This is a genomic window from Kribbella sp. NPDC055071, from assembly GCF_053608045.1.
Map to the genome: position 1 here is coordinate 67,190 of NZ_JBSGUS010000011.1, position 23,903 is coordinate 91,092.

Annotated in this window: 23 protein-coding genes; 14 read left to right on the top strand and 9 right to left on the bottom strand. The window is 67.6% G+C overall.

Annotated elements, in window-relative coordinates:
• Positions 1–102: 102 nt before the first annotated feature.
• Positions 103–3,117, bottom strand: a complete 3,015-nt coding sequence (locus ACWF4Z_RS19445; RefSeq protein ID WP_452244472.1) for an alpha-mannosidase — start codon at positions 3,115–3,117, stop codon at positions 103–105.
• Between the two features lie 166 nt (positions 3,118–3,283).
• Between ACWF4Z_RS19445 and ACWF4Z_RS19450 the strand changes: the two genes are divergently transcribed.
• Complete coding sequence (locus tag ACWF4Z_RS19450; protein ID WP_452244473.1) at positions 3,284–4,339, top strand: TAXI family TRAP transporter solute-binding subunit; 1,056 nt, start codon at positions 3,284–3,286, stop codon at positions 4,337–4,339.
• 91 nt (positions 4,340–4,430) lie between these two features.
• Here the strand turns inward: ACWF4Z_RS19450 and ACWF4Z_RS19455 are convergent, their stop codons facing one another.
• Together ACWF4Z_RS19455 and ACWF4Z_RS19460 are read right to left on the bottom strand one after the other, a co-directional pair.
• Positions 4,431–5,771: a sensor histidine kinase gene (locus tag ACWF4Z_RS19455; RefSeq protein ID WP_452244474.1), complete on the bottom strand. Its 1,341-nt coding sequence runs from the start codon at positions 5,769–5,771 to the stop codon at positions 4,431–4,433.
• Positions 5,772–5,807: 36 nt separating this feature from the next.
• A complete protein-coding gene (locus tag ACWF4Z_RS19460; protein WP_012918592.1) occupies positions 5,808–6,473 on the bottom strand; it encodes a response regulator transcription factor in 666 nt (221 codons plus the stop codon).
• A gap of 118 nt (positions 6,474–6,591) precedes the next feature.
• Here ACWF4Z_RS19460 and ACWF4Z_RS19465 point away from each other — a divergent pair, with 118 nt between their 5' ends.
• Both ACWF4Z_RS19465 and ACWF4Z_RS19470 read left to right on the top strand, forming a co-directional pair.
• The gene (locus ACWF4Z_RS19465; RefSeq protein ID WP_452244475.1) at positions 6,592–8,616 is read left to right on the top strand and encodes a TRAP transporter permease; all 2,025 of its coding nucleotides are present in this window, start codon (positions 6,592–6,594) and stop codon (positions 8,614–8,616) included.
• A complete protein-coding gene (locus tag ACWF4Z_RS19470; RefSeq protein WP_452244476.1) occupies positions 8,613–9,590 on the top strand; it encodes a TAXI family TRAP transporter solute-binding subunit in 978 nt (325 codons plus the stop codon). Before ACWF4Z_RS19465 ends, ACWF4Z_RS19470 begins: the two co-directional genes overlap by 4 nt.
• Positions 9,591–10,337: 747 nt before the next feature.
• On the opposite strand, the gene ACWF4Z_RS19475 is transcribed toward ACWF4Z_RS19470, so the two are convergent.
• The 3 genes from ACWF4Z_RS19475 to ACWF4Z_RS19485 all read right to left on the bottom strand — a co-directional run bounded on the left by ACWF4Z_RS19475 (position 10,338) and on the right by ACWF4Z_RS19485 (position 13,177).
• Complete coding sequence (locus ACWF4Z_RS19475) at positions 10,338–10,991, bottom strand: hypothetical protein (RefSeq protein ID WP_452244477.1); 654 nt, start codon at positions 10,989–10,991, stop codon at positions 10,338–10,340.
• A gap of 148 nt (positions 10,992–11,139) precedes the next feature.
• Positions 11,140–12,165 carry an L-glyceraldehyde 3-phosphate reductase gene (gene mgrA, locus ACWF4Z_RS19480; protein WP_452244478.1) on the bottom strand — a complete coding sequence of 342 codons (1,026 nt, stop codon included), beginning with the start codon at positions 12,163–12,165 and terminating at the stop codon, positions 11,140–11,142.
• A gap of 133 nt (positions 12,166–12,298) precedes the next feature.
• Entirely contained in the window at positions 12,299–13,177 is an 879-nt protein-coding gene (locus ACWF4Z_RS19485; protein ID WP_452244479.1) for a phosphotransferase, read from the bottom strand.
• A gap of 84 nt (positions 13,178–13,261) precedes the next feature.
• Between ACWF4Z_RS19485 and ACWF4Z_RS19490 the strand changes: the two genes are divergently transcribed.
• Positions 13,262–13,885, top strand: coding sequence for a flavin reductase family protein (locus tag ACWF4Z_RS19490; protein WP_452244480.1), 624 nt, complete (start codon positions 13,262–13,264; stop codon positions 13,883–13,885).
• A 66-nt stretch (positions 13,886–13,951) separates the two neighbouring features.
• On the opposite strand, the gene ACWF4Z_RS19495 is transcribed toward ACWF4Z_RS19490, so the two are convergent.
• Positions 13,952–15,001: a hypothetical protein gene (locus ACWF4Z_RS19495; RefSeq protein ID WP_452244481.1), complete on the bottom strand. Its 1,050-nt coding sequence runs from the start codon at positions 14,999–15,001 to the stop codon at positions 13,952–13,954.
• Between the two features lie 149 nt (positions 15,002–15,150).
• Between ACWF4Z_RS19495 and ACWF4Z_RS19500 the strand changes: the two genes are divergently transcribed.
• The 10 genes from ACWF4Z_RS19500 to ACWF4Z_RS19545 all read left to right on the top strand — a co-directional run bounded on the left by ACWF4Z_RS19500 (position 15,151) and on the right by ACWF4Z_RS19545 (position 22,305).
• The gene (locus ACWF4Z_RS19500; protein WP_452244482.1) at positions 15,151–15,723 is read left to right on the top strand and encodes an acyl-CoA thioesterase; all 573 of its coding nucleotides are present in this window, start codon (positions 15,151–15,153) and stop codon (positions 15,721–15,723) included.
• Between the two features lie 3 nt (positions 15,724–15,726).
• Positions 15,727–16,389 carry a potassium channel family protein gene (locus ACWF4Z_RS19505; RefSeq protein ID WP_452244483.1) on the top strand — a complete coding sequence of 221 codons (663 nt, stop codon included), beginning with the start codon at positions 15,727–15,729 and terminating at the stop codon, positions 16,387–16,389.
• 104 nt (positions 16,390–16,493) lie between these two features.
• Positions 16,494–16,979 carry a MarR family winged helix-turn-helix transcriptional regulator gene (locus tag ACWF4Z_RS19510; protein ID WP_452244484.1) on the top strand — a complete coding sequence of 162 codons (486 nt, stop codon included), beginning with the start codon at positions 16,494–16,496 and terminating at the stop codon, positions 16,977–16,979.
• 1 nt (position 16,980) lies between these two features.
• The gene (locus tag ACWF4Z_RS19515; RefSeq protein WP_452244485.1) at positions 16,981–18,213 is read left to right on the top strand and encodes a glycoside hydrolase family 3 N-terminal domain-containing protein; all 1,233 of its coding nucleotides are present in this window, start codon (positions 16,981–16,983) and stop codon (positions 18,211–18,213) included.
• Positions 18,213–18,557, top strand: a complete 345-nt coding sequence (locus tag ACWF4Z_RS19520) for a YidH family protein (protein ID WP_452244486.1) — start codon at positions 18,213–18,215, stop codon at positions 18,555–18,557. Before ACWF4Z_RS19515 ends, ACWF4Z_RS19520 begins: the two co-directional genes overlap by 1 nt.
• Before the next feature lie 24 nt (positions 18,558–18,581).
• Positions 18,582–18,890 (top strand): DUF202 domain-containing protein, encoded by a 309-nt coding sequence (locus ACWF4Z_RS19525; protein WP_452244487.1) that lies wholly within the window; start codon positions 18,582–18,584, stop codon positions 18,888–18,890.
• Between the two features lie 305 nt (positions 18,891–19,195).
• Positions 19,196–19,828, top strand: coding sequence for a DUF47 domain-containing protein (locus tag ACWF4Z_RS19530; protein WP_452244488.1), 633 nt, complete (start codon positions 19,196–19,198; stop codon positions 19,826–19,828).
• Between the two features lie 2 nt (positions 19,829–19,830).
• Complete coding sequence (locus tag ACWF4Z_RS19535) at positions 19,831–20,829, top strand: anion permease (protein ID WP_452244489.1); 999 nt, start codon at positions 19,831–19,833, stop codon at positions 20,827–20,829.
• A gap of 89 nt (positions 20,830–20,918) precedes the next feature.
• Positions 20,919–22,058, top strand: a complete 1,140-nt coding sequence (locus ACWF4Z_RS19540; RefSeq protein ID WP_452244490.1) for an anion permease — start codon at positions 20,919–20,921, stop codon at positions 22,056–22,058.
• A 13-nt stretch (positions 22,059–22,071) separates the two neighbouring features.
• Complete coding sequence (locus ACWF4Z_RS19545) at positions 22,072–22,305, top strand: hypothetical protein (RefSeq protein WP_452244491.1); 234 nt, start codon at positions 22,072–22,074, stop codon at positions 22,303–22,305.
• 55 nt (positions 22,306–22,360) lie between these two features.
• Here ACWF4Z_RS19545 and ACWF4Z_RS19550 read toward each other — a convergent pair whose 3' ends face one another.
• Complete coding sequence (locus tag ACWF4Z_RS19550) at positions 22,361–22,885, bottom strand: hypothetical protein (RefSeq protein ID WP_452244492.1); 525 nt, start codon at positions 22,883–22,885, stop codon at positions 22,361–22,363.
• Positions 22,886–23,064: 179 nt separating this feature from the next.
• Positions 23,065–23,811 (bottom strand): lysophospholipid acyltransferase family protein, encoded by a 747-nt coding sequence (locus ACWF4Z_RS19555; RefSeq protein WP_452244493.1) that lies wholly within the window; start codon positions 23,809–23,811, stop codon positions 23,065–23,067.
• Between the last annotated feature and the right edge of the window lie 92 nt (positions 23,812–23,903).

The window sequence follows — 23,903 nt, forward strand, 5'->3', positions numbered from 1 at the left end:
GGGTTCCGGACCCGTTATCAGGGTCACAAACCCCGGAATTGGTGGGTGGACCAGGCAAATCCACTTGGTGGCGCGCTCGAGGGTGGGCGCGCCACCGGAGGTTCAGGGGCGGGTGAAGCGGAGGGTGAGGATTTGGAAGGGGCGGAGGTCCAGGGCTACTCCGTTGTCCTTCAGGTCCCGGTCGGCCAGGTGGCGTTCGAGGAGGTCTACCTCGGTGACCGCGGTTGTCTCGAAGCTCGGCTTGATGGTGGCTCGGGAGCGACCACCGCTGGACTCGTAGAGGCGGACCACGACGTCGCCGGAGCGGTCGTCGGCGAGCTTGACCGCCTCGACGACGATGTTGTCGTTGTCGAGGGCAACCAGCGGCTCGACACCGTCGGCGCCCGTGACCACGCGCTCGGGGAGGTTGATCCGGTACCCCTCCTCGATCGCCTCGCCGATCCCGGCGCCGACGACGAGCGCGTGGTTCACGGTGTGAACGCCCTGGTCGGTCAGCGGGTCGGGGAAGCGCGGTGCCCGGATCAACGACGTGCGGATCGTGGTCGTCGTACCGCCGTCCTCGCGCGCGGTCCGGTTGACGTCGTGCCCGTACGTCGAATCGTTGACCACGGCAACGCCGTACCCCGGTTCGCCGACGTGCACCCACCGATGCGCGGCGATCTCGAACTTCGCCGCGTCCCAGGAGGTGTTCTGGTGGGTCGGACGGAAGATGTGCCCGAACTGTGTCTCGGACGCCGACCGGTCCGCGTGCACGTCGACCGGGTACGCCGCCTTCAGGAACTTCTCCGACTCGTGCCAGTCCATCGACGTCTCGATCTCGACCCGCTTCGTCCCCGGCCGCAGCCGCAGCGTCTGCGTCACCGACGACCGGTTGAACGACCGCTTCACCACAACGGTCGCGACGCCGTCGACGGCGCTGAAGTCGACCGAGTCGACCTCCGTCACGTCGCGGACGTTGTTCTTGTAGAACGAGTCGACGTCCCACGCGTCCCAGTGGTTCGGGGTGTCCACGTGCAGCTGCAGAAGGTTGCCCACGGCACCTGGCGCGATCACCTCGCGCCGGGCCTCGACGTCGTACAGCGAGGTGATCAGACCACGCTCGTCGATCGTGACCCGGACCAGTCCGTTGTCCAGTACGCCGTCCTGCACCGTCACGGACTGTCCTTCGCCCGCGGCCACACCCGCACCGAGACCGGCAACGCCGTTCCGCCCGTGCGGCGCGGCGTTGAAGACGATCTGCGCGGAACCCGACCCGGCCAGCGCCTGCTGGGCCTTCGCGATGATCGCCTCGAGCTCCGACGCCAACCGCGCGTACGTCGCCTCGGCCTCGCGGTGCACCCACGAGATCGACGACCCCGGCAGGATGTCGTGGAACTGGTTCAGCAGCACGGCCTTCCAGATCCGGTCCAGGTCCTCGTACGGGTACGCGTCCAGCTTGCCGGCGACCACGGCCGCGGCCGACCAGAGCTCGGCTTCGCGGAGCAGGTGCTCGCTGCGCCGGTTGCCCTGCTTGGTCTTGGCCTGCGACGTGTAGGTCGCCCGGTGGATCTCCAGGTAGAGCTCACCGGACCAGACCGGCGCGTGGTCGCGGTACTCCTCCTCGGCCGCGGTGAAGAACTCGGTCGGCGACTCGATCGTCACCTTCGGCGAGGACTCCAGGTCGTGCACCCGGCGCGCGGTCGCGATGAACTCACGGGTTGGGCCGCCACCACCATCGCCGTACCCGAACGGCACCAGCGACCGCGTCGCCGAGCCGTTCTCCTGGAAGTTGCGCTGCGCGTGCGCGAGCTCGCGACCCGACAGGTCGGAGTTGTAGGTGTCGATCGGCGGGAAGTGGGTGAAGACGCGCGTCCCGTCCAGGCCCTCCCACCAGAAGGTGTGGTGCGGGAACTTGTTCTCCTTGTTCCAGGAGATCTTCTGGGTCAGGAACCACTTCGACCCGGACAGCTTCACCAGCTGCGGCAGGGCCGCGGTGTAGCCGAACGAGTCCGGCAGCCAGACCTCCTGGGTGTCGATCCCGTACTCGTCCAGGAAGAACCGCTTGCCGTGCACGAACTGCCGGGCCAGCGCCTCGCCGCCGGGCAGGTTGGTGTCGGACTCCACCCACATGCCACCGACCGGGACGATGTGGCCCTCGGCAACGGCCTTCTTCAGCCGCTCCCACACCTCGGGGTAGTTGTCCTTCACCCAGGCGTGCTGCTGGGCCTGCGAGAACGCGAAGACGAGCTCCGGGTACTCCTGTGCGAGGGTGGCGACGTTCGAGACCGTCCGGGCTACCTTGCGCCGGGTCTCCCGCAGCGGCCAGAGCCAGGCCGAGTCGATGTGCGCGTGCCCGACCGCGGACAGCTGGTGCGCGCTCGCGTGCGCAGGGCGGCTCAGTACGTCGGTCAGCTGCGCGCGAGCGTCCGCGGCGGTACCGGCAACGTTCTCGTAGTCCAGGGCGTCCAGCGCGCGGCTCAGGGCCCGCAGGATCTCGCGGCGGCGCGGCTCCTGCGGGGACAGCTGCTCCTGCAGGCTCCCCAGCGCCTCGAGGTCGACGATCAGGTCCCAGACCTCGGCGTTGAACACGGCCAGGTCGGCCCGGGTCAGCGTGTAGATCGGCGTCTCGCCGAGCTTCGCGCCGATGTCGACCTTCGCGGTGGCGTTGTCGAGCGGGATCTCCGGGTTGGCGGCGCCCTCGACGTAGAACTCGATCGAGTCGCCCGGGGAGGCCGCCGTGCCGTCGGGGCCGAGGATCGAGAGCGGGGCGTAGGTCTGCCGCGGGTGCAGGCCCTTCAGCGGTACGCCGGAGGTCGTGTGCACCAGGCCCTCCGCGGAGAACCCGGGGCCACCGCTGAAGCCGAGGTCGATGACCGCCTCGATCTCGCGGCCGGCCCACTCGGCCGGCACCTGGCCGCTGAACTTGAACCATGCGGTACCCCAGGCGGGACCCCACGGCTGGCCGATGGCGGCCGGCTCGAAGGTCTGGGCCAGCGCCTCGGCGGGGGACACCGGCTCACCAGGGGCGTGCCACACCTCGATGTCCAGCGGGACCGCCGCGCCGTAGATCGCGGGGCGGATCCGCTCCCGCAGGGCGCGCCTGAGCCGCTCCTCGATGAGTTGACGGTCGTCGTGCACGAAATCATCCTCCGGAGGGGGTCTGCCGCGGCCCATGCGACCGCAGGCTGACAACGCTGTCACACCCACCCCTGGCCCGTCCAGACGCAGTTCACCGCGATCTCTCCCGGTAGCGGTTCGATGACGTCGCTACCGGCGCGGCCCCATTGTTGTCTAGGTTGTGTGCATGGATCGCCCCCGCCTGCTCACCCCTGCCCGGCCGACCGGTCTGACCCGGCGCAGCGTCCTCGGCTTCGGCGCGGCCGCCGCCTCGGCGCTGCTCGTGCCCGGCTGCTCGCGTGGGCGCGCCGACGAGCCGGCTCCGAGTGAGGCGGCCAAGCTCGCGACCGGGAACGCCGGCGGTGTCTACGCCCAGTTCGGGGCGGCGCTGAGCGCGCTGGTGAGCGAAGTCACGGGGATGGAGCTCAAGCCGGTCGCGACCAACGGGTCGATCGACAATCTGCGGCAGCTGAGCACGGGCAAGGCCGACCTCGGGTTCAGTACGTCGGACTCTGCGCTGGCCGCCTACGAGGGCACCGGGGAGTTCAACCCCGGTCGGCTGAAGATCCAGGCGCTGGCCCGGTTGTACGACAACTACGTGCACGTCGTCGTGCCGATGGCCTCGAAGGTGTCGAGCCTCGACGACATGAAGCCGACCAAGCTGGGCCGGAAGCTGGTCGTCAGCGTCGGCCCGAAGAACTCCGGGACCAAGGTCGTCGCGGACCTGATCCTGCAGACCGCCGGCGTCGAGGTGACGCCGCGCTACCTGTCGCTGGAAGACGCGGTCGCGCAACTGGAGAAGAAGGCCGAAAACCCCAAGTACAACGGCATCGACGCGCTGATCTGGAGCGGGGGCATCCCGACCACCCCGATCGGAGCGCTGCAGAAGTCGATCGGCTTCCGGCTGGTCGACATCGGCGTGACCGCGCAGAAGGTCGCGCTGCGGAACTTCGGCGGTTACGTGGTCTCGTCGATCCCGCCCTCGCAGTACGGGCTGGCCAGTTCGGTGCCGACCCTGGCGATCCCGAACTACCTGCTCTGCAAGCCGAACCTGTCCAATTCCTGGGCCTGGTGGACGGTCAACACGTTGTTCCGGCGGCAGTCCGACCTGATCGGCAACCCTGCCGACCCGACGAACTACCACCCGGAGGCCGGTGCGCTCGACCCGCGCTCGGCGATCGCGACGATGCCGATCCCGCTGCACCCCGCCGCCGAGAACTGGTTCCACGACAACCACATCTGAGCCCCGGCAAGAAACCACACAGCCCGTACGGCGTTGCGTCGTACGGGCTGTCCATGCCACCTAGGGCCACCTAGGGCCACCTAGGTTGCTGTCAGACGTCGTAGTCGTCGATCAGGGGGACGCGGACCTCGATCACCAGGCCGCCGCCGATCGGTGGGCGGGCGACCACGCGGCCGCCGACCCGGGCCGCCTCGGAGCGGACGATCGCCAGGCCGAGGCCGGTGCCCGGCATCTCCCGGTGGTGCGCGCTGCGCCAGAACCGTTCGCCGACCTTCTTCAGGTCGCGCGATCCGAGCCCGAGGCCGTGGTCGCGGACCGACATCACCACTTCGGTGCCGTCGCGGGTGACCGAGACCTCGACCGGCGGAGCGCCGTACTTGGAGGCGTTGTCGAGCAGTACGTCGAGGATGTCGTCGACCTCGAGCTCCGGCGCGACACCGCCCGGGACCATCTCGCCGATGATCAGCTCCAGGTCGTCGGCCGAGTACACGGCCTTCCACCCGACCAGCCGCTCCTTGACCGCCTGGGCCAGGTCCAGTGGCGCCTCGTTGCCCTCGACCTCGGCACCCGGGCGGTCGGAGCCGGCCAGCCGCGACAGCCGCTGGACGATCCGGCCGAGCCGGTCGATGTCGCTCAGCGCGAACCGTGCGGTCGGTGAGAGCCGGGACAGGCCCTCGATGTGGATCCGGGCCGAGGTCAGCGGCGTACGCAGCTGGTGCGACGCGTCCGCGACGAACTCCCGCTCGCGCTGCCTGGCCTGGTGCAAGCTGAGCGCCATCGAGTTGAAGCTGTCGCCGAGCCGCCGGAGCTCCGGTGCACGACCGTCCGTCGACACCCGGGTATCGAGGGCGCCGCGGGTGATCTGGTGGGTCGCGTTGTCCAGGTCCTTCAACGGCCGCAGCACCCAGCGGGTGATCGGCCGGACGATACCGATGATGATCGCGCCGATGCTGATCAGCAGGCCACCCAGGAGCAGGAGCAGCTTGTTCTGTACGTCTTCGCGGGCGGTGTCGGTCGGGACCCGCAGTACGGCGGCCCCCAGCACACTGCCGTTGTTGACGACCGGACGGGACACGACCATCTCGCCCGTACGCCACGGCCACAGCGCCGGTGGCTCGGCCGGCAGCCGACCGGCCAGCGTGCTGTGCAGCGCCGTGTCGATGTCGGGCTCCTTCACGTCCACACCGGACACCGAGGTCGCGACCACCCGGGAGTCGACGTCGACCACGAAGACCGGGGTGTTGTAGAGCTCCTGGTAGCGGACCGCGAGTTCACGCAGGTTCGCGATGTCGCCGGTCTGCAACGGGGACTCCGCCATCGTGGCGAACCAGTCCGCGTCGTTGCTGCGGGACAGGAACAGTGTGCGCGACGCACCGGTGGCGATGAAGTTGGCCAGCGGTACGACGGCGACGATGGCCAGCGCGACCACCATCGGAACGAGGGACTGCAGTAGTCGACGGCGCAACGGTCAGTCCGAACCCAGGCGGTAGCCGACACCGCGGATGGTCTGGACCAGCTCGGGCCGGCCGAGTTTGGCGCGAAGGCTCGCCACGTGCACGTCCATCGTGCGCGACGAGGCCTCGAAGACGGACTGCCACGCGTACAGGGCCACCTGTTCGCGGGGAACCACCCGGCCGTGGTGTGCGGCCAGCACAGCAAGCACGTCGAACTCCTTGCGGGTCAGGCTGATGGGCTTGTCCGCAACCTGAACCGTCCGAGCCTCGATGTCCACGGTCAGGTCGCCGACAGTCACCCGGGGGCGGGGCTGCAAGAGGCCGGTACGACGAAGTACAGCATCGATGCGGGCCAGGAGCTCGGAAATCGCGAACGGTTTCACCACGTAGTCGTCGGCACCGCTGCGCAACCCACGGACCCGGTCCGCGGCCTCACCTCGCGCGGTCACCGCGATCACCGGGACATCGGAGACCGTCCGGATCTGCCGGCACACGTTGATACCGTCCCCGTCCGGCAGCCCGAGGTCCAGCAGAACCAGGTCCCCGGGGTCCGCCGCGAGGGCGTCGGCGGCCGTCCGGACATGGGTCACCATCAAGCCGTAACGCCGCAACGCCGGTATCAGGGCATTGGCGATATCGAGATCGTCTTCGACCAGCAGAATCCTGACGGCGCCACTCATGCGGTGATCGTAGGCCAGGTGACGCTCATATGTGTCAGATCTTGGTAAAGACGTAATCACGCGACTCCACCCAGTGGTCGGCATCGTTAGCCTTCCGGACACAGGAGGGAACCGGTAGATGACTGTCGGTGTCGGTACGGGGGACAGCATGACCACGCCCTCGGACGAAGAACTGGCCGAGTACGAGCAAGAACGGCCCGCTCGGCGGCTTCGACCTGCCCTGGACCTGGCGATCTCGGTCTGGTGCGCGGTCATCAGCGTCGGCGTGCTCGTGCAGGTGTTTTTTCCACTACCACAAGGCACGCAGTTTTACTTGGTGATCTTTCTCGCAGCCGTTCTGCCGATCACGCTGCTGTGTTACCGGGGCTTTCGCGTGCCGGCGTTCCTGAATCCGTTCAAGGCCCGGTCGCACAACGATCCCGGCATCACCGACTGGATCCTCGCCGCCGTGGCCTTGGTGGTGTGTGTCTACCCGCTCTTCGACTTCGACGGTTATCTCGAACGGCGACAGGCGCCGACCACGCTGGACGTGGTCGCGGGTGCGGTCCTCCTGGTCCTCTTGCTCGAGGCATGTCGTCGGACGACCGGCTGGGTGCTGCCGGTGGTGAGCCTGCTGTTCATCGCGTACGCGTACTACGGCGGCTACCTGCCCTACACCTGGTCGCTGGCGCATCAGGGCTTCAACTTCGACGCGATCATCGCGCAGTTCACGATGGGCACGGCCGGGTTCTACGGGACACCGTTGAGCGTGGCGGCGTCGTACATCGTGCTGTTCACGATCTACGGCGCAGTGCTCGACTACTCCGGTGCCGGCAAGTTCTTCATCGACCTGTCCTTCGCTGCCTTCAAGCGCAGCCGTACGGCGCCGGGCCGGACCGTCACGCTGGCCGGCTTCCTGCTCGGCAGCGTCTCCGGATCCGGTACGGCGACGGCCGTCTCCCTCGGCACGGTGTCCTGGCCGATCCTGCGTCGCGCCGGGTACCCGCCCGAACCGGCCGGTGGAATGCTCGCCGCGTCCGGCATCGGCGCGATCCTCTCGCCGCCCACGCTGGGTGCGGCGGCGTTCATCATCGCCGAGTTCCTGCAGGTCTCGTACCTGACGGTGCTCGGGTACGCCGTCATCCCGACCATCCTGTACTACCTGGGCATTCTGCTCGCGATCGAGATCGACGCCCGTAAGCACGGGACCACGTCGGCCGAGACGTCGACCGACTCCGCGTGGCGGTTGCTGCTGCGGTTCGGGTACCACTTCCTCTCGCTGTTCGTGATCATCGGCTTCATGGCGGTCGACGTACCGCCGTTCAAGGCTGTGGTCTACGCGGTGGTGATCCAGTTCGCGTTGTCGTTCCTGGATCGCGAGCATCGGCTGACGGCCGGGCGGTTGTTCAAAGCGCTTGCCCAGGGCACCCGTTCGGTGTTGCCCGTGGTGGCCACGTGTGCGACCGCCGGCGTGATCGTTGCCGTCACCACGCAGACGGGTCTCGGGCTGAACCTCGCGGAGATCATCGTCGACGCGGCCCACGGGCTGACCGACAACCACACCGTCGTACTCGTCCTCACGGTGGTGTTGTCGGCGTTCGCCGTACTGATCCTCGGGCTTGCCGTGCCGGTGACCGCGTCGTTCATCATCGCCGCGGTGATCATCGCGCCGGCGCTGGTGCAGCTGGGGGTGACGCAGCCCGAGGCGTACATGTTCATCTTCTACTACGCCGTACTCTCCGAGGTCTCGCCGCCGACCGCACTGGCCGCTGTCGCGACGGCCGCGATCACCGGTGGCAAGGTGATGCCGACGATGTGGCAGGCGTGGAAGTACACGCTGCCTGCGTTCTTGGTGCCGTTCGCGTTCGTGCTCACCGACAATGGCGCGCACCTGCTCGGTCAGGGATCGCTCGTCGGCATGGTGTGGACGTGTCTGGTTTCGATGCTGGCGGTTGGTGCACTGGCCGTGGTGACGGGTGGGTGGATCGTTGTTGCCGCGGGTTGGGTCGAGCGGTTGGTGTGCGTGCCGGCCGCGATCCTGCTGCTTTACCTCGCGCCCGTAACCATCATCGTCGGAATCTGTTTGCTACTTGTTGCCGTCGTCATCAATCTGGTCCGGCGGCAACGCCAGACCTCTTCTTTGGAAGGATCCGTGAGCCTATGAGACTCCGTCGCCTCCCCACCGCCGTGGTGGCGCTCGCCGCTGCCGTCTCACTTGTTGCCTGCGGTGGTCAGCGCGAACCTTCCGGATCCGGTACGGCGACTGGTGGCCGCCTGACCATTGCCACTGGCAACACGACCGGCGTCTACTACCAGCTTGGTGGTGCGTTGGCGTCGGTCATCTCGCAGAAGGTCTCCGGGTATCGCGCGACCGCTAGCGAGACCGGTGCCTCGGTGCAGAACGTGCAAGGCTTGGTGGCGGGGAACTACGACATCGCGTTCTCGCTCGGGGACACGGCGTCCGATGCGGTCAAGGGTGAGAACAGCTTCACCTCGAAGCAGGACGTCGTCGCGTTGACCCGGCTCTACAACAACTACACGCAGGTTGCCGTGCGTACGTCGGCGAACGTCAACTCGATCGCCGATCTGAAGGGCAAGCGGGTCTCGACCGGCTCGCCGAACTCCGGGACCGAGGTGATCGCGCGGCGGTTGCTGGCGGCGGCGGGGCTCGATCCGGCCAAGGATGTGACCGCGCAGCGGCTCGGTCTGCCGGAGTCGGTGGATGCGATGAAGTCCGGCTCGATCGACGCACTGGTCTGGTCCGGCGGGCTGCCGACCGGCGGGATGACAGACCTGTTCACCAGCATGGGTAAGGGCGTGAAACTCTTGCCTCTGGTGGATCTGTTGCCCAAAATGCAGGACAAGTACGGGTCGATCTACGCCCAGGCGCCGATCCCGGCCGCGACGTACAAGCAGCCGGCCGACGTGGCGACGATCATCGTGCCGAACGTGCTGCTGGTCCGCAAGGACATGAAGGACGACCTCGCCGAGCAGCTCACGAAGGTCATCTACGACAACATGGACGCCTTGGTCGCGGTGAACGCCGCAGCCAAGGGCATCACGCTGGACAACGCCGACAAGACCGACCCGGTGCCGTTGCACCCCGGCGCGAAGAAGGCGATCGACAGCCTGAAGTAACCCCCAGACCGTCCTCCCCCGCACACCAGGCGCAGCGGGGGAGGACGCAGGGCCCACCTCCGCACACCAGGCGCAGCGGAGGCGGGACCCAGCCGGCCCCACAACCAGGCGCAGTGGAGCCGGCCGACCGGGCCCGCCCCGAGGAGGCATCCAAAGGACCCGGGCCCGGTCACCCCACCGCCTTCGCCCAGCACCAGAACACCCCACACCCGGCTCGCCCGCCCACCCCGGCTGGTTGTCGCCAGCTCACCTGGTTTCTGTTAGTTGAGGGTTATTCATAACCCTCAAAGAAGAAGAGCAAAAAAGAATAAGAAACAGTAAAAAAGATAGAGTGGCTGGGTGCCTGGCTGGGTGCCTGGCTGGGTGCCTGGTGGGTGAACCGACGATCGTGCCGAGGTCGCGCACCGGACCGTGTCCAACTGGCTGAGCGACCACCCTCGGCTCGTCAGGCGAGCAGTCACAGCAGCCGCACCCCGACCGCCAGGCCATCACAATCGTCGTCCAGCAGGCGACTCACGCCTGACCTCCACCGCAACCGTGGATTGTGATGGCCTGGAGAACGCTCACTCAGTGACTGGTCCTCGGCAGCCCCGATCCCTCGGCTGTGGTGAGTCGCCGCACTCCTCACCCGCCGACCACCGACTGGCCGCGCCTACGGACCAGGCCCGCCAGGCAACCAGCCCCTCTACTTTTCTGTCCCTGTTCTTTTTCCTTTCCTCCTCTTCTTCTCTGGGTTATGAATAACCCTCAGTTGTCTTTTTCTTCGGTTTGGATGGGGGTGCCGTAGAGGTAGTGGGAGAGGGTTGAGTCTCGTTTGGGGTGGGCGTGGTAGTTGGTTGGGACTACTCGGCCCTCGGCGTTGTCCCAGGCGTTGTCGGCCATGCGCCACATGCGGTGGGCCAGACGACCAGCCATGCCGGTGTGCGGGGAGTGCGGGTGTGCGCGAGTCGGGGCGACCTCCTCCGCCTCGAGGAGGGTCTCGGTCAGCGTGTTCACGTCAGAGCCGTCCAGCTGTTCACAGATCTGCCGGCCGTACGACGTCTCCATCGCCTCGTGCTCGGCAAGCAGACCGTCGATCCGCCGCCAGACATCGTCGTGACGCAGATGCAGTACGCGACTGTCGCCGTTCTGGCGTCCCTTCAGGAACCGCAGTGAGCGCTCGAGCTCCTTCGCGTTCCCGACATACCGGCTGACCAGGTCCCCGCCGCCGGGCAACCGCCGTACGTGCGGCAGCAGGACGTCCTCGGCGGCGGCCAGATGCTGGGCCGCTATCGCGTAGAACCAGTCGGTCTGATGCCTACGCTCCGGATGCGCCGCCGCCGGGTGATGAGCCGGTTCGGCCAGCTCACGAATCCGGGCGTGTTCGTAGGTCAGAGCCATTTCCAGCGTTGAAGCGGTCATGGCAACCACCTCCAGGGGGGTCTCCCCTTCAGCCTGTGCCTAACCCTCCCCCACCGCAACCACCCGAAAGCACTCCGTAACCGCCTGAACGGAGAAAGCCTCCGTCCGAGCGGGACGACCGCTGCGGATGGAGGCTTCTTCGTGAGTTTCAGGCGTCGGAGCTGCGCTTCCAGAGGTTGATACCCGCCTCGACGGCGTCGGCGTCGATGGCTTCGAGCTCGTCCTCGGAGAACTTGAGGTTCTTGACCGCGGCGAGGTTGTCCTCGAGCTGGGAGACGCTGGAGGCGCCGATCAGCGCGCTGGTGACCCGGTGGTCCCGCAGCGTCCAGGCGAGCGCGAGCTGCGCGACGGACTGGCCGCGCTCCTTGGCGATCTCGTTCAGCGCGCGGACGTGGGTCAGGATCTCCTCGGTCGGGGCGTCCGTCTTGCCGAGCCCGGCCCGCGAGTCCTCCGGTACGCCGTTCAGGTAGCGATCGGTCAGCACACCCTGCGCGAGCGGCGAGAACGCGATCACCCCGATGCCCAGCTCACCGACGGTGTCGAGCAGGTCCTCCTCAATCCAGCGGTTCAGCATCGAGTACGACGGCTGGTGGATCAGCAGCGGCGTCCCGAGCTCCTCGAGGATCCGCGCCGCCTCCCGGGTCCGATCTGCCGAGTACGACGAGATCCCGGCGTACAGCGCCTTGCCCGACCGCACGGCCGCGTCGAGCGCGCCCATCGTCTCCTCGAGCGGCGTGTCCGGGTCGAACCGGTGCGAGTAGAAGATGTCGACGTAGTCGACGCCCATCCGGCTCAGCGACTGGTCCAGCGAGGCGAGCAGGTACTTCCGCGAGCCGCCACCCTGACCGTACGGCCCCGGCCACATGTCGTACCCGGCCTTGGTGGACAGGATCAGCTCGTCGCGGTACTTCGCGAAATCGCGCGCGAAATGCGTCCCGAAGTTCGTCTCGGCCGAGCCGTAGGGCGGACCGTAGTTGTTCGCCAGGTCGAAGTGCGTGACGCCGAGGTCGAACGCCCGCCGCAGGATGTCGCGCTGCGTGGCGAACGGCTTGTCGTCGCCGAAGTTGTGCCACAGCCCCAGCGAGATCGCGGGCAGCTGCAAACCGCTGCGCCCGGTCCGCCGATAAGCCATCTGGTCGTCATACCGGCCTTCAGCCGCCACATAGTCAGTCACGGAACCCCAGTCTGCCCCATGTCCCGACATGTGCAAACCCCTTGTTTTACAGCACAAACCACAGCACTAACACCCAGAACCCCACCTTCTTGATCCCGCCCCCACCCGACCACACTCCGGAGTCGGGCCACGGTCAGGCGAGGGTGGGCCAAGGGGCTGGGGGAGCGGTGGCGAAGAAAGTGAGGATGTTGAGGATTCGGCTGGCCGGAGGTGCGGTCCAGTGGCGCTGGTCGGGCCAGGGCCCGGCGGTCAGTTTGCCGAGTCCCCAGGCCAGGTGGAACCAGAGGATCGCCGCGGCCAGCTCTTCCTCGCGTACGGCGGAGTCCGTGTGCCGCACGTACGCCGGGAGGATCGCCGCGACCTGCGTGAGCGGCAGCTTCGCGAACTCCATCGCCGGTGGTGCCCAAGCGGCGTCACCCCAGTCGATCAGCGCGCGGAGCTCGTCATCGGGTCCGGCGAGAAGGTTGTGTGCGGCAACATCTCCGTGGATGAGCACCTTCGGGCCGGTGCGGTCGAACCGTTCGGCGAGCCGGGTGAACCATCCGGCCAACCAGTTCGCCGTACCGAGATCGACGTAGCCGCGGTCGGCCAGGTCATCAACGGTCCGCCACGGATCGCCCCAGTCGTCCTCCGGCACGCCGGGGATCGGCACCCGCCCGATCCGGTGCAGCAGCGCGAGTTGCTCGGCCAATCCGGTCGGGACCCCGGCCGGCTCGATCCCGTGCACCCGCTCCATCACGACGTACGGCGCGTCGATCAGCCTGCGGCTCCCGTCGTACTCGACGATCGCCGGTGTCAACACACCCACGAACCGGGTCACCGGTACGACGTTGGTCTCCTTGCGGAGGTCGTCTTCGTACTCCGGCCGGGATACGCGCAGGAACAAGTCGTCGCCGAGGACGAAACCCCGGTTCGCGACTCCGCCGGGCACCTCGGTGACCTGCCAGGGCTCCACGCCATGCCGCTGGGCGATGGCGGTCACCTGGTGCAGGAACTCCTGTTGCTCGCCCAATCCACTTCTCCGTCGAACTGTGTCGCCGGCGCGGTCCGGGTGGCGGGGCGCGGCGGCATCCACCGAGTTTGATGTACTGGCTCTGTGCGTGTCGATGTGGATCCGGAGTCCGTAGGGCGACGAGAGTTCTACGCGTTGCTGAATTCCGTGGTGGTGCCCCGGCCGATCGCGTGGGTCTCCAGCCAGTCGGCCGACGGCGTGCTGAACCTTGCGCCGCACTCGTTCTTCACGGTGTCGTCGGTGCAACCGCCGATGGTGCAGTTCACCTCGGTCGGTCGCAAGGACAGTCTGAACAACGTCGAAGCCACCGGTGAGTTCGTGGTCAACTTCGCCGCTGAACCGTTGTACGAGCAGGTGAATGCCTCCGGCACCAACTTCTCCCCGGACGTCTCCGAGTTCGACGCGATCGGCGTCCACACGGAGCCCTCGACGACGGTCGCCGTTCCCCGGGTCGCGGAATCGCCGGTTGCGATCGAGTGCACCCTGCACGCCACCATCGGTCTCGGCGACTGCACCCTCGTCATCGGCCACGTCCGCCACATCGCCCTCGACGAAGCGGTCCTGGTCGACGGCCACCCCGAGATCCAGCTCCTCCGCCCACTCGCCCGCCTCGGCAAAGACGAGTGGTCCACGATCGGCGAAGTCCGCACCATCACCCGAATCCGAGCCAAAGACTGGCCCGGCCACTTCACCCCACCAACCGCCTAACTCCAGCTCCGGGCATCGCTTGGCTCCGGTACCCGAGCACCAACTGCTTCCACTCCCGCGCATTGGCTACTCCCTGCTGGGTTCTTGGGTGGCTAGGTGGTGGGTGAGGGCTTCTAGGTGGGGGGAGAGGCGGAGGGGGGTGTGGTCTGGGGAGGTGGTGGTCGAGGCGTGCCAGGTGAGGGCGGCGGGGAAGGTCGGGTCGGGGATGACCAGGTGGACGTCGGGGGAGAGCGGGCCTGGGTCGTGGTCGTAGGAGCGGGCGGCGAGGTTGAGGAGTTGGCCTAGGGCCGGGATGACGGAGAGGTCCTTGATGACGTGGATCAGGAGGAGCTCCCGGGCAGGGAGGGCGACCAGAGCGCCGTGAGTCAGGTGGTCAAGGTGGAGGGACTCGTGCAGGACGGTGTCCAGGACGAGTGCGCGGGAGGCGGCGAACGAGCTGCCGGTGACGAAGGCGATGCGGATGTCGTCGTGATCGACCCACTCGACGTCGTCGGTACGGCTGCGGAGGTTGGTCAGGCCGATGTGCTCTGCGGCACTCCAGGTGAGGCCGAGGTCGGACGGATTGAGGAACATGGCGACGATGCCGTTGTCCTCGGTGGCAGGGACCGAGAGCAGGCCGGGCACGAAGTCGGGACGATCAGCTGTCCAGTCGGGCGGGAGCGCGTGGCGAGGGACGAGGCGCTGGATCAGCTCCTGCTCGGGGTCGGTCGGCGGAGCCGGCGGGCCGTGTCTGACGGAGTCGAGCAAGTGGCGGAAGTGATTCTCGATCAGGTCGGGCCAGCACTCCTCCTGGTATCTGGACAGGGTCCGGGCGAGATTGGTCAGGCCGAGAACCGGGCCTGAGGCGGACGACGCCACCGGGACGAGGGCCGCGCCGCCCTCGTAGGTGACGTCGAGCCCGAGCCGGGACGCGACGTCCAGGCCGATGTGCACGAGGAGCGTCGCCTGCTGCCGGCTGAGCGGAGTAAGAGCCGGGTCCGCCCAGTCGGAAGGGTCGCCGTCGGAAGGGTCGCCGTCGACCTGGTCGCCGCCGAGATAGTTGCCGCGGGCATAGTTGTCGTGATCGGTCCGGGGATGGTTGTCGGGTGCGTGGCCTGTGCAGTGGTGGATGGTCATCGGAGCCACCTCCTCGCCCAAGAAAGTACGAGTTTCGGCTCCCGCCGCGACCGGCGATTTCGAACCTGTGGATAACCAAGGCTCGAAGTCGTGGCGGATCAGGCGGGATAGTCTGCGCAGACCCTGCCAGGTGAGTTGAAGGAGTTCGTATGTCCAGCAGTCCGTCGTCGCGGTCGACTTCCGAGACGCGGCTGTCGTTGTCGCACATCACCGCGCAGAACGAGACCAACCTGCTCGGCACCGTGCACGGTGGCGTGATCATGACGTTGGTCGACTCGGTGGCCGGAGTGGTCGCGGCGCGGCATTCGGGTGGGCCGGCGGTCACGGCGTCGATGGACGAGATGGTGTTCCTGGTCCCGGTCCGGGTGGGCGACGTCGTGCACTTCAGCGCGCAGGTGAACTGGACCGGTCGCAGTTCGATGGAGGTCGGCGTGCGGATCACCGCCGACCGGTGGGACTCGGTGGGACCACAGATGCACGTCGCATCGGCGTACCTGGTGTTTGTCGCGGTCGATTCGGATGGGTCGCCGCGGGCGGTGCCGCAGGTGGTCCCCGTGACGGACGAGGATCGGCGCCGGTTGCGCGAGGCCGAGATCCGCAGGAGCCACCGCCTCGCCCGTCGCGCCGCCATCATCGAGTCCCGCGAGCAAACCGCCCGCGAAGAAGCAGCCCAAGAAGGAGCAGCTGCACAAGAGGCAGCCACAGAAGAGAGCCGAGGCTAGACGGTGAGCGTGTTCGGGAGCGCCCGGCGGCACCCGTCGGCGATTCTCCTGGTGGTGCAGCTGCTAGGTGTCCTTGTCTATCCCGCGATGGAGGGCTCCCGCACTGGTCGGGTTGCCTTCGAGATCCTCGGCATCGTCGTACTGGTGCTCGCCGTCGTCTCCGTGCGCGCGACGCCCGGCCTGACCTGGGTCAGCATCGGCCTCGGCATCCCGGCGGTCGTGCTCTCACTCGTCGACGCCTTCAACCCGACCGAGCCGGTCGTCGCCGTCTCGGCGGTCCTCCACGCCGCCTTCTACTTCTACGCGGCGTACAGCCTGCTGCGCTACATGCTCTCCGACCACGACGTCAGCGCCGACGAGCTCTTCGCCACGGGTGCGACGTTCACCTTGGTGGCCTGGGGCTTCGCGTACCTGTACGTCTTCGTGCAGGCACTCGTCCCCGGCAGCTTTACCGCGGCCGTCGATCCGAGCAACGATCGCACCTGGATGGAGCTGCTGTTCCTGAGCTTCACGACGATGTCCAGCACAGGCCTCAGCGACATCATCCCGATCACGGCCTGGGGACGGTCCGTGGTCATGCTCGAGCAGCTCGCAGGCGTTGGGTACGTCGCCATGGTCGTCTCCCGTCTCGTCGGCCTGACCATCACCCGCCGCAGCAGCACCTGAGCCGCAGCAGCACCTGAGCCGCGGCAGCACCTGAGTCGCAGCAGCACGTAAGGCCCCGACGCGGCAGACGAGCGTGACCGAGCTGTACTGGATACGCTGCGGGGATGGCGGAAACCCGGTGGCTGGACCAGAAGGAACAACAGGCCTGGCGCGCGTTCATTGCGGCACAGCGAGTGGTGAACGGCCGGATCGAGCAACAACTCCAGCGCGACGCGGGCATCCCGCATACGTACTACGAAATCCTGGTCCGATTGTCCGATGCGCCAGAGGGCCGGCTGCGGATGAGTGAGCTCGCGGTCGCCACGCTGGGCTCACGCAGCCGGCTGTCGCACGCGGTGAATCGACTCGAGCAGAACGGCTGGGTCCGGCGGGAGGGTATCGAGTCCGACCGTCGTGGCCAGGTCGCGATTCTCACCGAGATCGGCCGGCAGAAGCTGGTCGAAACGGCACCGGGCCACGTCGAGGAGGTCCGGAAGTCGATCTTCGACGCACTCACCGAAGAGCAGGTCGAGCACCTGTACGACGTCTGCGCGACACTGGCCCGGCACTCCGGCGACACGGTCGACCGCGCCGCCTGGGAGCGTCGCTGAGATGAGGCGTCCGGTCGCGTTGATAGCGCTGACAGCGCTCGTGGTGGCCGGCTGCAGCGACACCAACGCGCCGACCGCCGGACCCACCACGGCCCCGTCCCCCTCGGTGCCGCTGCCGACGACCGGCTCGCCCACGGAAACACCGTCAGAAACGCCGACGTCGACACCGACAACGCCCACCCCGCCCGCGACGCCGACGAGTTGCGTCGACGCGAAGCTGAACACGCTTACTCTGCGCGAACAAGCGGCCCAGCTGATCATGACCGGGATCAGCGCCAACGGCATGACCTCCGCCCAGCGACCCATCGTGCAGAAGCAGAAGCCCGGCAGCGTTCTCCTGCTCGGGAACGGCGGAAGCCTCGCGCACACCCGCACGGTGACGGCCGCCGCCACCGCCGCCGCGACGGTGAAGGGCATCCGGCCGCTGATGGCAGCGGATCAAGAGGGTGGTCAGATCCAGCGGCTGAAGGGCTCCGGGTTCGATCGCATCCCGGCGGCGACCGTTCAGGGGACGTGGTCGAGTGCCAAGCTCACCGCCAGCGCGACGCAGTGGGGCAACCAGCTCAAGCAGGCAGGGGTGAATCTGGATCTAGCGCCCGTTGCCGACGTCGTACCGAACTCGCTGAAGGCGCAGAACGCGCCGATCGGCCAGCTGGACCGCGAGTACGGCAACACGCCGGGCGAGGTCGGCCCACCGGTCCAGGCGTTCGTCCGGGGAATGAAGAGCGCCGGTGTGATGACGTCGGTCAAGCACTTCCCCGGACTGGGCCGAGTGCGCGGCAACACCGACTTCTCGGCCGGCGTGGTGGACAACGTCACCGTACGACGGGATCCCGACCTGCAGACGTACGCCGACGGGATCCAAGCCGGCACCGCCATGGTGATGGTCTCCACGGTCACCTACACCAAGATCGACCCCAAGAACCGCGCGGTGTTCTCACCCACGATCGTGCAGGGCATGGTCCGTGGTGACCTGGGCTGGCAGGGTGTCGTGATCACCGACGACGTCGGAGCGGCTGCCGAGGTCGCCTCGGTGCCGGCTGGGCAGCGGGCGACCCGGTTCGTCGCCGCGGGCGGGGACATCGTCATCAACGCCACAGCGGGGCTGACCGCCACCATGGTGACCGCACTGGTGGTCAAGGCCCAGCAGGACAAGTCGTTCGCCGCGAAGCTGACCAGTAGCGTGAGGCGTGTGCTGACGCTGAAGCAGGACCACGGCCTGATGAGCTGCTGATGACCGAGCAACCAGAGGAGCGAGAGCCCGACTACCGCTTCACCCTGGCCAACGAACGCACCTACCTGGCCTACCTCCGGACGGCCCTGGCCTGCTACGCGGGCGGGCTGTCCGCGGTGCAGTTCCTCGACCTCGGTCTGAACCGATGGCCGGCCCGGATCCTCGGCGGGATTCTGGTACTCGCCGGAATCGTCGCAACAGCCGGCGCCTACCGCCGCTGGCAGGCGAACCTGACCGCGATGCGGCGCGGTGGACCGCTCCCGGTGACCCGGCTGCCCTTGATGCTCGGGGCAACTATCGCCGTCGTCGGGCTGGCCGGCTTCCTCTTCGCCCTGTGGCGATGAACACACTGCGATGACGACACTGCGATGACCACCCCCGACCCCGGCCTGCAGCCCGAGCGCACCCTCCTGGCCTGGCGCCGGACCGCGCTGGGATTCATTGCCAACGGCATTCTCCTGCTTGCCTCCGGCCACGGTTCGTCGGACGTCCGGACCGGCCTCGGCATCGTCGTTCTCGTGCTGGCGTTGGGCTGTTGGGCCGCGGTGGGCGCGGTGTACCGCCGCGCGAACGGCTCGCACGTGCAGGCCCTCGGCCACCATTCGGTCCTCCGCGTCGCCGCCGGCCTGGTCCTGGTCGTCGGGCTCTTCGATCTGTACGCCGTCATCACGCACTGAAACCGATCAGTTACCAACCGTTCGTGTCTTCCCGGACGAGTTCACGGCGACGCGATACGTTGACCCGGCCGAATGCCACGTCTCCTGGCCTTTCCCCTGAGGGCATGGCTTCCGGGTTCCTGCCTACTGCGCAGCACTCGGCGGCGCACCTCGCCGCACTGTGGCGAAGGCCACGATGCTCCGCATCGAGACCTCCACCCCAGCACGCCGAGCCACACCCCCGAGCACTTGCTCGCTACGTCAGGAACCCGAAAGCCATGCCCTAGCATGTTCACGGTTTGTCCCTCGTTCATCCGGAGCTTGAAGTGCCGTTACGTCTGCGTCCGAACGACCCGACGTTCTACGACCTTTTCACCGAGTCCGCCAACCACCTTGTGGACGGATCCCGGATCCTGGCCGAACTGCTCGGCAGTACAGCCGGCACCGGCCTGTCGTCCAGTCACCAGATCGCCGCGGCGATGAAGGATGCCGAGCACGCGGCCGACGAGACCACGCACTCGATCATCCGCCGGGTCAACTCGACGTTCGTCACCCCGTTCGACCGCGAGGACATCTACCGGCTGGCCTCGGAGCTCGACGACGTGATGGACTTCATGGAGGAGGCCGTCGACTCGGTCCACCTGTTCAATCTGGACGAGCTCCCGGAAGAGATCGCCGAGCAGATCGAGGTCCTCCAACGGGCCGCCCAGTTGACCGCCGAGACGATGCCCCGGCTGCGCACGATGAAGGACCTGGCCGAGTACTGGATCGAGATCAACCGCCTGGAGAACACGGGCGACGCCGTCCACCGCCGGTTGATCGCCAAGCTCTTCAGCGGCGAGTACGACGCGCTCACGGTGATGAAGGTCAAGACCGTCGTCGATCTGCTGGAGGCGGCGATCGACGCGTTCGAGCACGTCGCCAACACCATCGAGCAGATCGCCGTCAAGGAGAGCTGAGCGTGGAGTTCGCGCTCGTCATCGCCGTCGTCGTCATCGCGCTCTTCTTCGACTACACCAACGGGTTCCACGACGCCGCCAACGCGATCGCCACCTCGGTCTCCACCCGCGCGCTCACCCCGCGGGTGGCGCTGGCGATGTCGGCGGTCTGCAACTTCCTCGGCGCGCTGGCCGGCACCGAGGTGGCCGAGACCGTCGGTAAGGGCATCATCACCGCGCCCAGCGGCAAGCACGGCCTGGTAGTCGTGATCGCCGCGCTCCTCGGCGCCATCAGCTGGAACCTCATCACCTGGTACTTCGGCCTGCCCAGCTCCTCGACCCACGCGCTGATCGGCGGACTCGTGGGGGCCGGCCTCGCCTCGACAAGCGTCGTCCTGTGGTCCGGCATCGTGGACAAGGTCGTCATTCCGATGGTCCTGTCGCCAGTGGTCGGCTTCCTCGGCGCGTTCGCGGTGATGATCGCGATCCTGCACATTTTCCGTCGGAGCAATCCGAGCAAGGTGACCCGCGGTTTCCGGCTGGCCCAGTCGTTGTCGGCCGCGGCGATGGCGCTGGGCCACGGTCTGCAGGACGCGCAGAAGACCATGGGCGTGATCTTCCTGGCCCTCGTCACCAGCGGTCACGTGCGGCCGGGCGACGGCATTCCGCTGTGGGTGAAGTTCGCCGCGGCCACCGCGATCTCGCTCGGGACCTATTCGGGCGGCTGGCGGATCATGCGTACGCTCGGACGCCGGATCATCCACCTGGATCCGGCCCGCGGCTTCGCCTCCGAGGCGGTCGCCGCGACCGTCCTGTACGTGATGGCGATCGGCCTGCACGCTCCGGTCTCGACCACCCACACGATCACCTCCGCGGTGATGGGTGCGGGCGCGACCAAACGCCTGTCGGCCGTCCGCTGGGGGGTCGCGCGGAGCATCGCGGTGGCGTGGGTCCTGACGATCCCGGCCGCGGGCCTGGTCGCGGCCCTGTGTTACGCACTGGCCCACCTGATCTTGGAGTAAGTTCCCTGAATCGGTTCACGTCAAGTTCACTCACCGGGCCTACGGTCGATCGACGCTGCTGATCGTCCGCCCTCAAGGAAGTGATCACGATGGACCTGTCCTTCCTCGTCGTGGTGGTGATCGTCACCGCTTTGGTGTTCGATTTCACCAACGGATTCCACGACACCGCCAACGCGATGGCGACCTCGATCGCCACCGGCGCGCTCAGACCCAAGGTCGCGGTCGGTATCTCCGCCGTCCTGAACCTGGTCGGCGCGTTCATCTCCACCGAAGTCGCCAAGACGATCTCGAGCGGCATCGTCGACGACACCAAGGTGACCGTGCCGGTCATCTTCGGCGGCCTGGTCGGCGCCATCCTGTGGAACCTGCTGACCTGGTACTTCGGCCTGCCGAGCTCCTCGTCGCACGCCCTGTTCGGCGGCCTGATCGGCGCCACCTGGATCGCGTCCGGATCCAGCGCCGTGCACTTCACGACCGTCGTACAGAAGATCATCATCCCGGCCGTGGCCGCGCCGATCGTGGCCGGTGTGGTCGCGCTGCTCGGCACGTACCTGGCCTACACGATCACCCAGCGGTCGCGGCAGAAGACGGTCAAGGAAGGCTTCCGGGCCGGCCAGATCGCCTCGGCCTCGCTGGTGTCGCTGGCGCACGGTACCGGTGACGCGCAGAAGACCATGGGCGTCATCACCCTGGTGCTGATCATCTCGGGCAGCCAGACAGCGGGCTCCAGGCCGCACGTCTGGGTCATCCTCGCGGCCGGTCTGGCGATCTCGCTGGGCACGTACCTCGGCGGCTGGCGGATCATCCGCACGATGGGGAAGGGCCTGACCGAGATCGAGTCGCCGCAGGGCTTCGCCGCGGAGACCAGCTCGACCGCGGTGCTGCTGGCCTCGTCCCACCTGGGCTTCCCGCTGTCGACCACCCAGGTCTGCTCGGGCAGCATCCTGGGCGCCGGCCTCGGCAAGAAGCTGGCCGAGGTGCGCTGGACCGTCGCCGGCCGGATGGCGGTGGCCTGGCTGTTCACGCTGCCGGCCGCTGCGCTCGTCGGCGCGCTGGCCGGCCGGGTGGCCGACAGTGGCAACTTCGGTGTCGTCATCATTGCTGTCCTCGCGGCCGTGGCCGGTGGCGGCATCTACCTCGCCTCCCGCCGCCGCCCGGTGACGTCAGGCAACGTGAACGAGTACCCGAGCAGCAGCACGCCGGCCGCCACCCCGGCTGCGGCGGCCTGAGAGGAGTACGGCGATGCACATCGACTGGGGTTCGCTCGCTGAGGTAGCACTCGTCAGCCTGATCTTCGGGGTCGGACTGGCGGTCCTGTTCGCGCTCGGCGTGAGCGCGATGGCGCGCCGGGCCGTGTCGATCGACGAGAAGAAGGCGCCGTCGGTCGTCGACACCGGAGTGGCCGGCCTCTGCTTTGCCGCGTGCCTGGCTGCAGTGTTCTACGGGCTCTACCTGATCATCCCGCAGTTCCACTGACAGTTCCGCGTACGACGGACAGTCCGCTCGAGGACTGTCCGTCGTACGGGCAGGTTCAGCGGTTCCAGCGCCGTACCGACTTGGCGACGTCCTTGGCGCGGATCGAGCCGAGGTTGTACTCCCACGCGGACGCGAGCTTGTTGCCGAGGACTCTCGCGTCGAGGTAGGTCTTCGGCCGCACCGCCACCGCCCACGTCGCTGCGGCCGCGTGGCCCTGCTGGTGGAGCAGGTGGTTCACCGTCGCCTCGATCCGGCTCCGGTTCTTGCCGTCCAGACCCTCGGTGGCCCAGCGCTGCAGGATTGCCGGGTCGTCGGACGTCATCCGGGCGAGGTACGTCAGCGGGCCGCGCCAGAAGCCGCGGCTACCGATGTTGTCCAGGCTCTCCAGCGGAAACCAGCCGTTCTGGCTGCGGCGTCCGTTCACGGCCGACTCGATCTCCCGGGCGCGGTCGGATGCCATCCCCTGAGTGGCCCATTCGACGAAGTACGTCCCGGCGTCCGGGATGTGCTCGGCCACATGTGGTGCTACCGCCAACGTCCCCGGTTCGAACAGATGGAGCTCTTCCGGTGAATCGAACACTACCTTCCCCGCCCGCCTGAGTACCGCGGCCGGGAGTACCACTTGCCCGGCCCGCCGCACAGGGACCCCCCAGGTACCTGCTCTGCCAATCACTGCGACTGCCTTAGTACCCTCGTTCCGGTCCGAGGGTCAAGGTCCTGTCCGTGCCAGGAGCTGCCGGGAACTGCCGGGGAACTGGTCTAACGACGTTTTGCCGCCCGGCGAGCGGCCTCCTCCTGGTCCAGCCGCTCCGCCTCGGCCGGCGTCGGTGCGCCACCGCCGTACGCGGCCGGCAACCACCAGGCACCGGCCGGTTGCTCGGGGTACGCACGGATGGTCCGGTCGAGCATGCCGGCCATCGTCGTACGCAACTGATCGGTCGCTTCGGTCGCGTCGTCGTCGGTCGTCACGGTCATCGGCGCGCCGACGGTGATCGCGATCGTGCGATGCCGGGACAAGTCGCGGGGATGGTCCTTGGTGAGCATCCGCTGGGTGCCCCACAGGATCAGCGGGATGATCGGAACGCCGGCCTCCGCGGCCATCCGGACCGTGCCGGACTTGAACTCCTTGAGCTCGAACGACCGGCTGATCGTCGCCTCCGGGAACACCCCGACGACCTCACCGGCTCGCAGGTACTCAACCGCCTTCCGGTACGACGCAGCGCCGGCGTCCCGGTCCACCGGGATGTGATGCATGCCGCGCATCAACGGTCCGGAGACCCGGTTGCGGAACAGCGAGTCCTTGGCCATGAACCGCACCAGTCGCTTGCTCGGCAGAGCGCCGTACCCACCGAGGATGAAGTCGACGTAGCTGATGTGGTTCAGCGCGATCAGCGCACCACCGGTCCGTGGCACGTTCTCCGTGCCGCTGAGGTCGAGCTTCACGTCCAGCACTGTGAACGCCGTCTTCACGAAGCCGATCACCGGCGGGTACACGAGGTCTCGCATTCCTCGACGCTACCGGTGGGGTCAAGACGGCAGGTTAAGGTGGCCAGGACAATTCAAGATCGCGGGAGCTCGCACCGTAGTGGGCTGAGAGG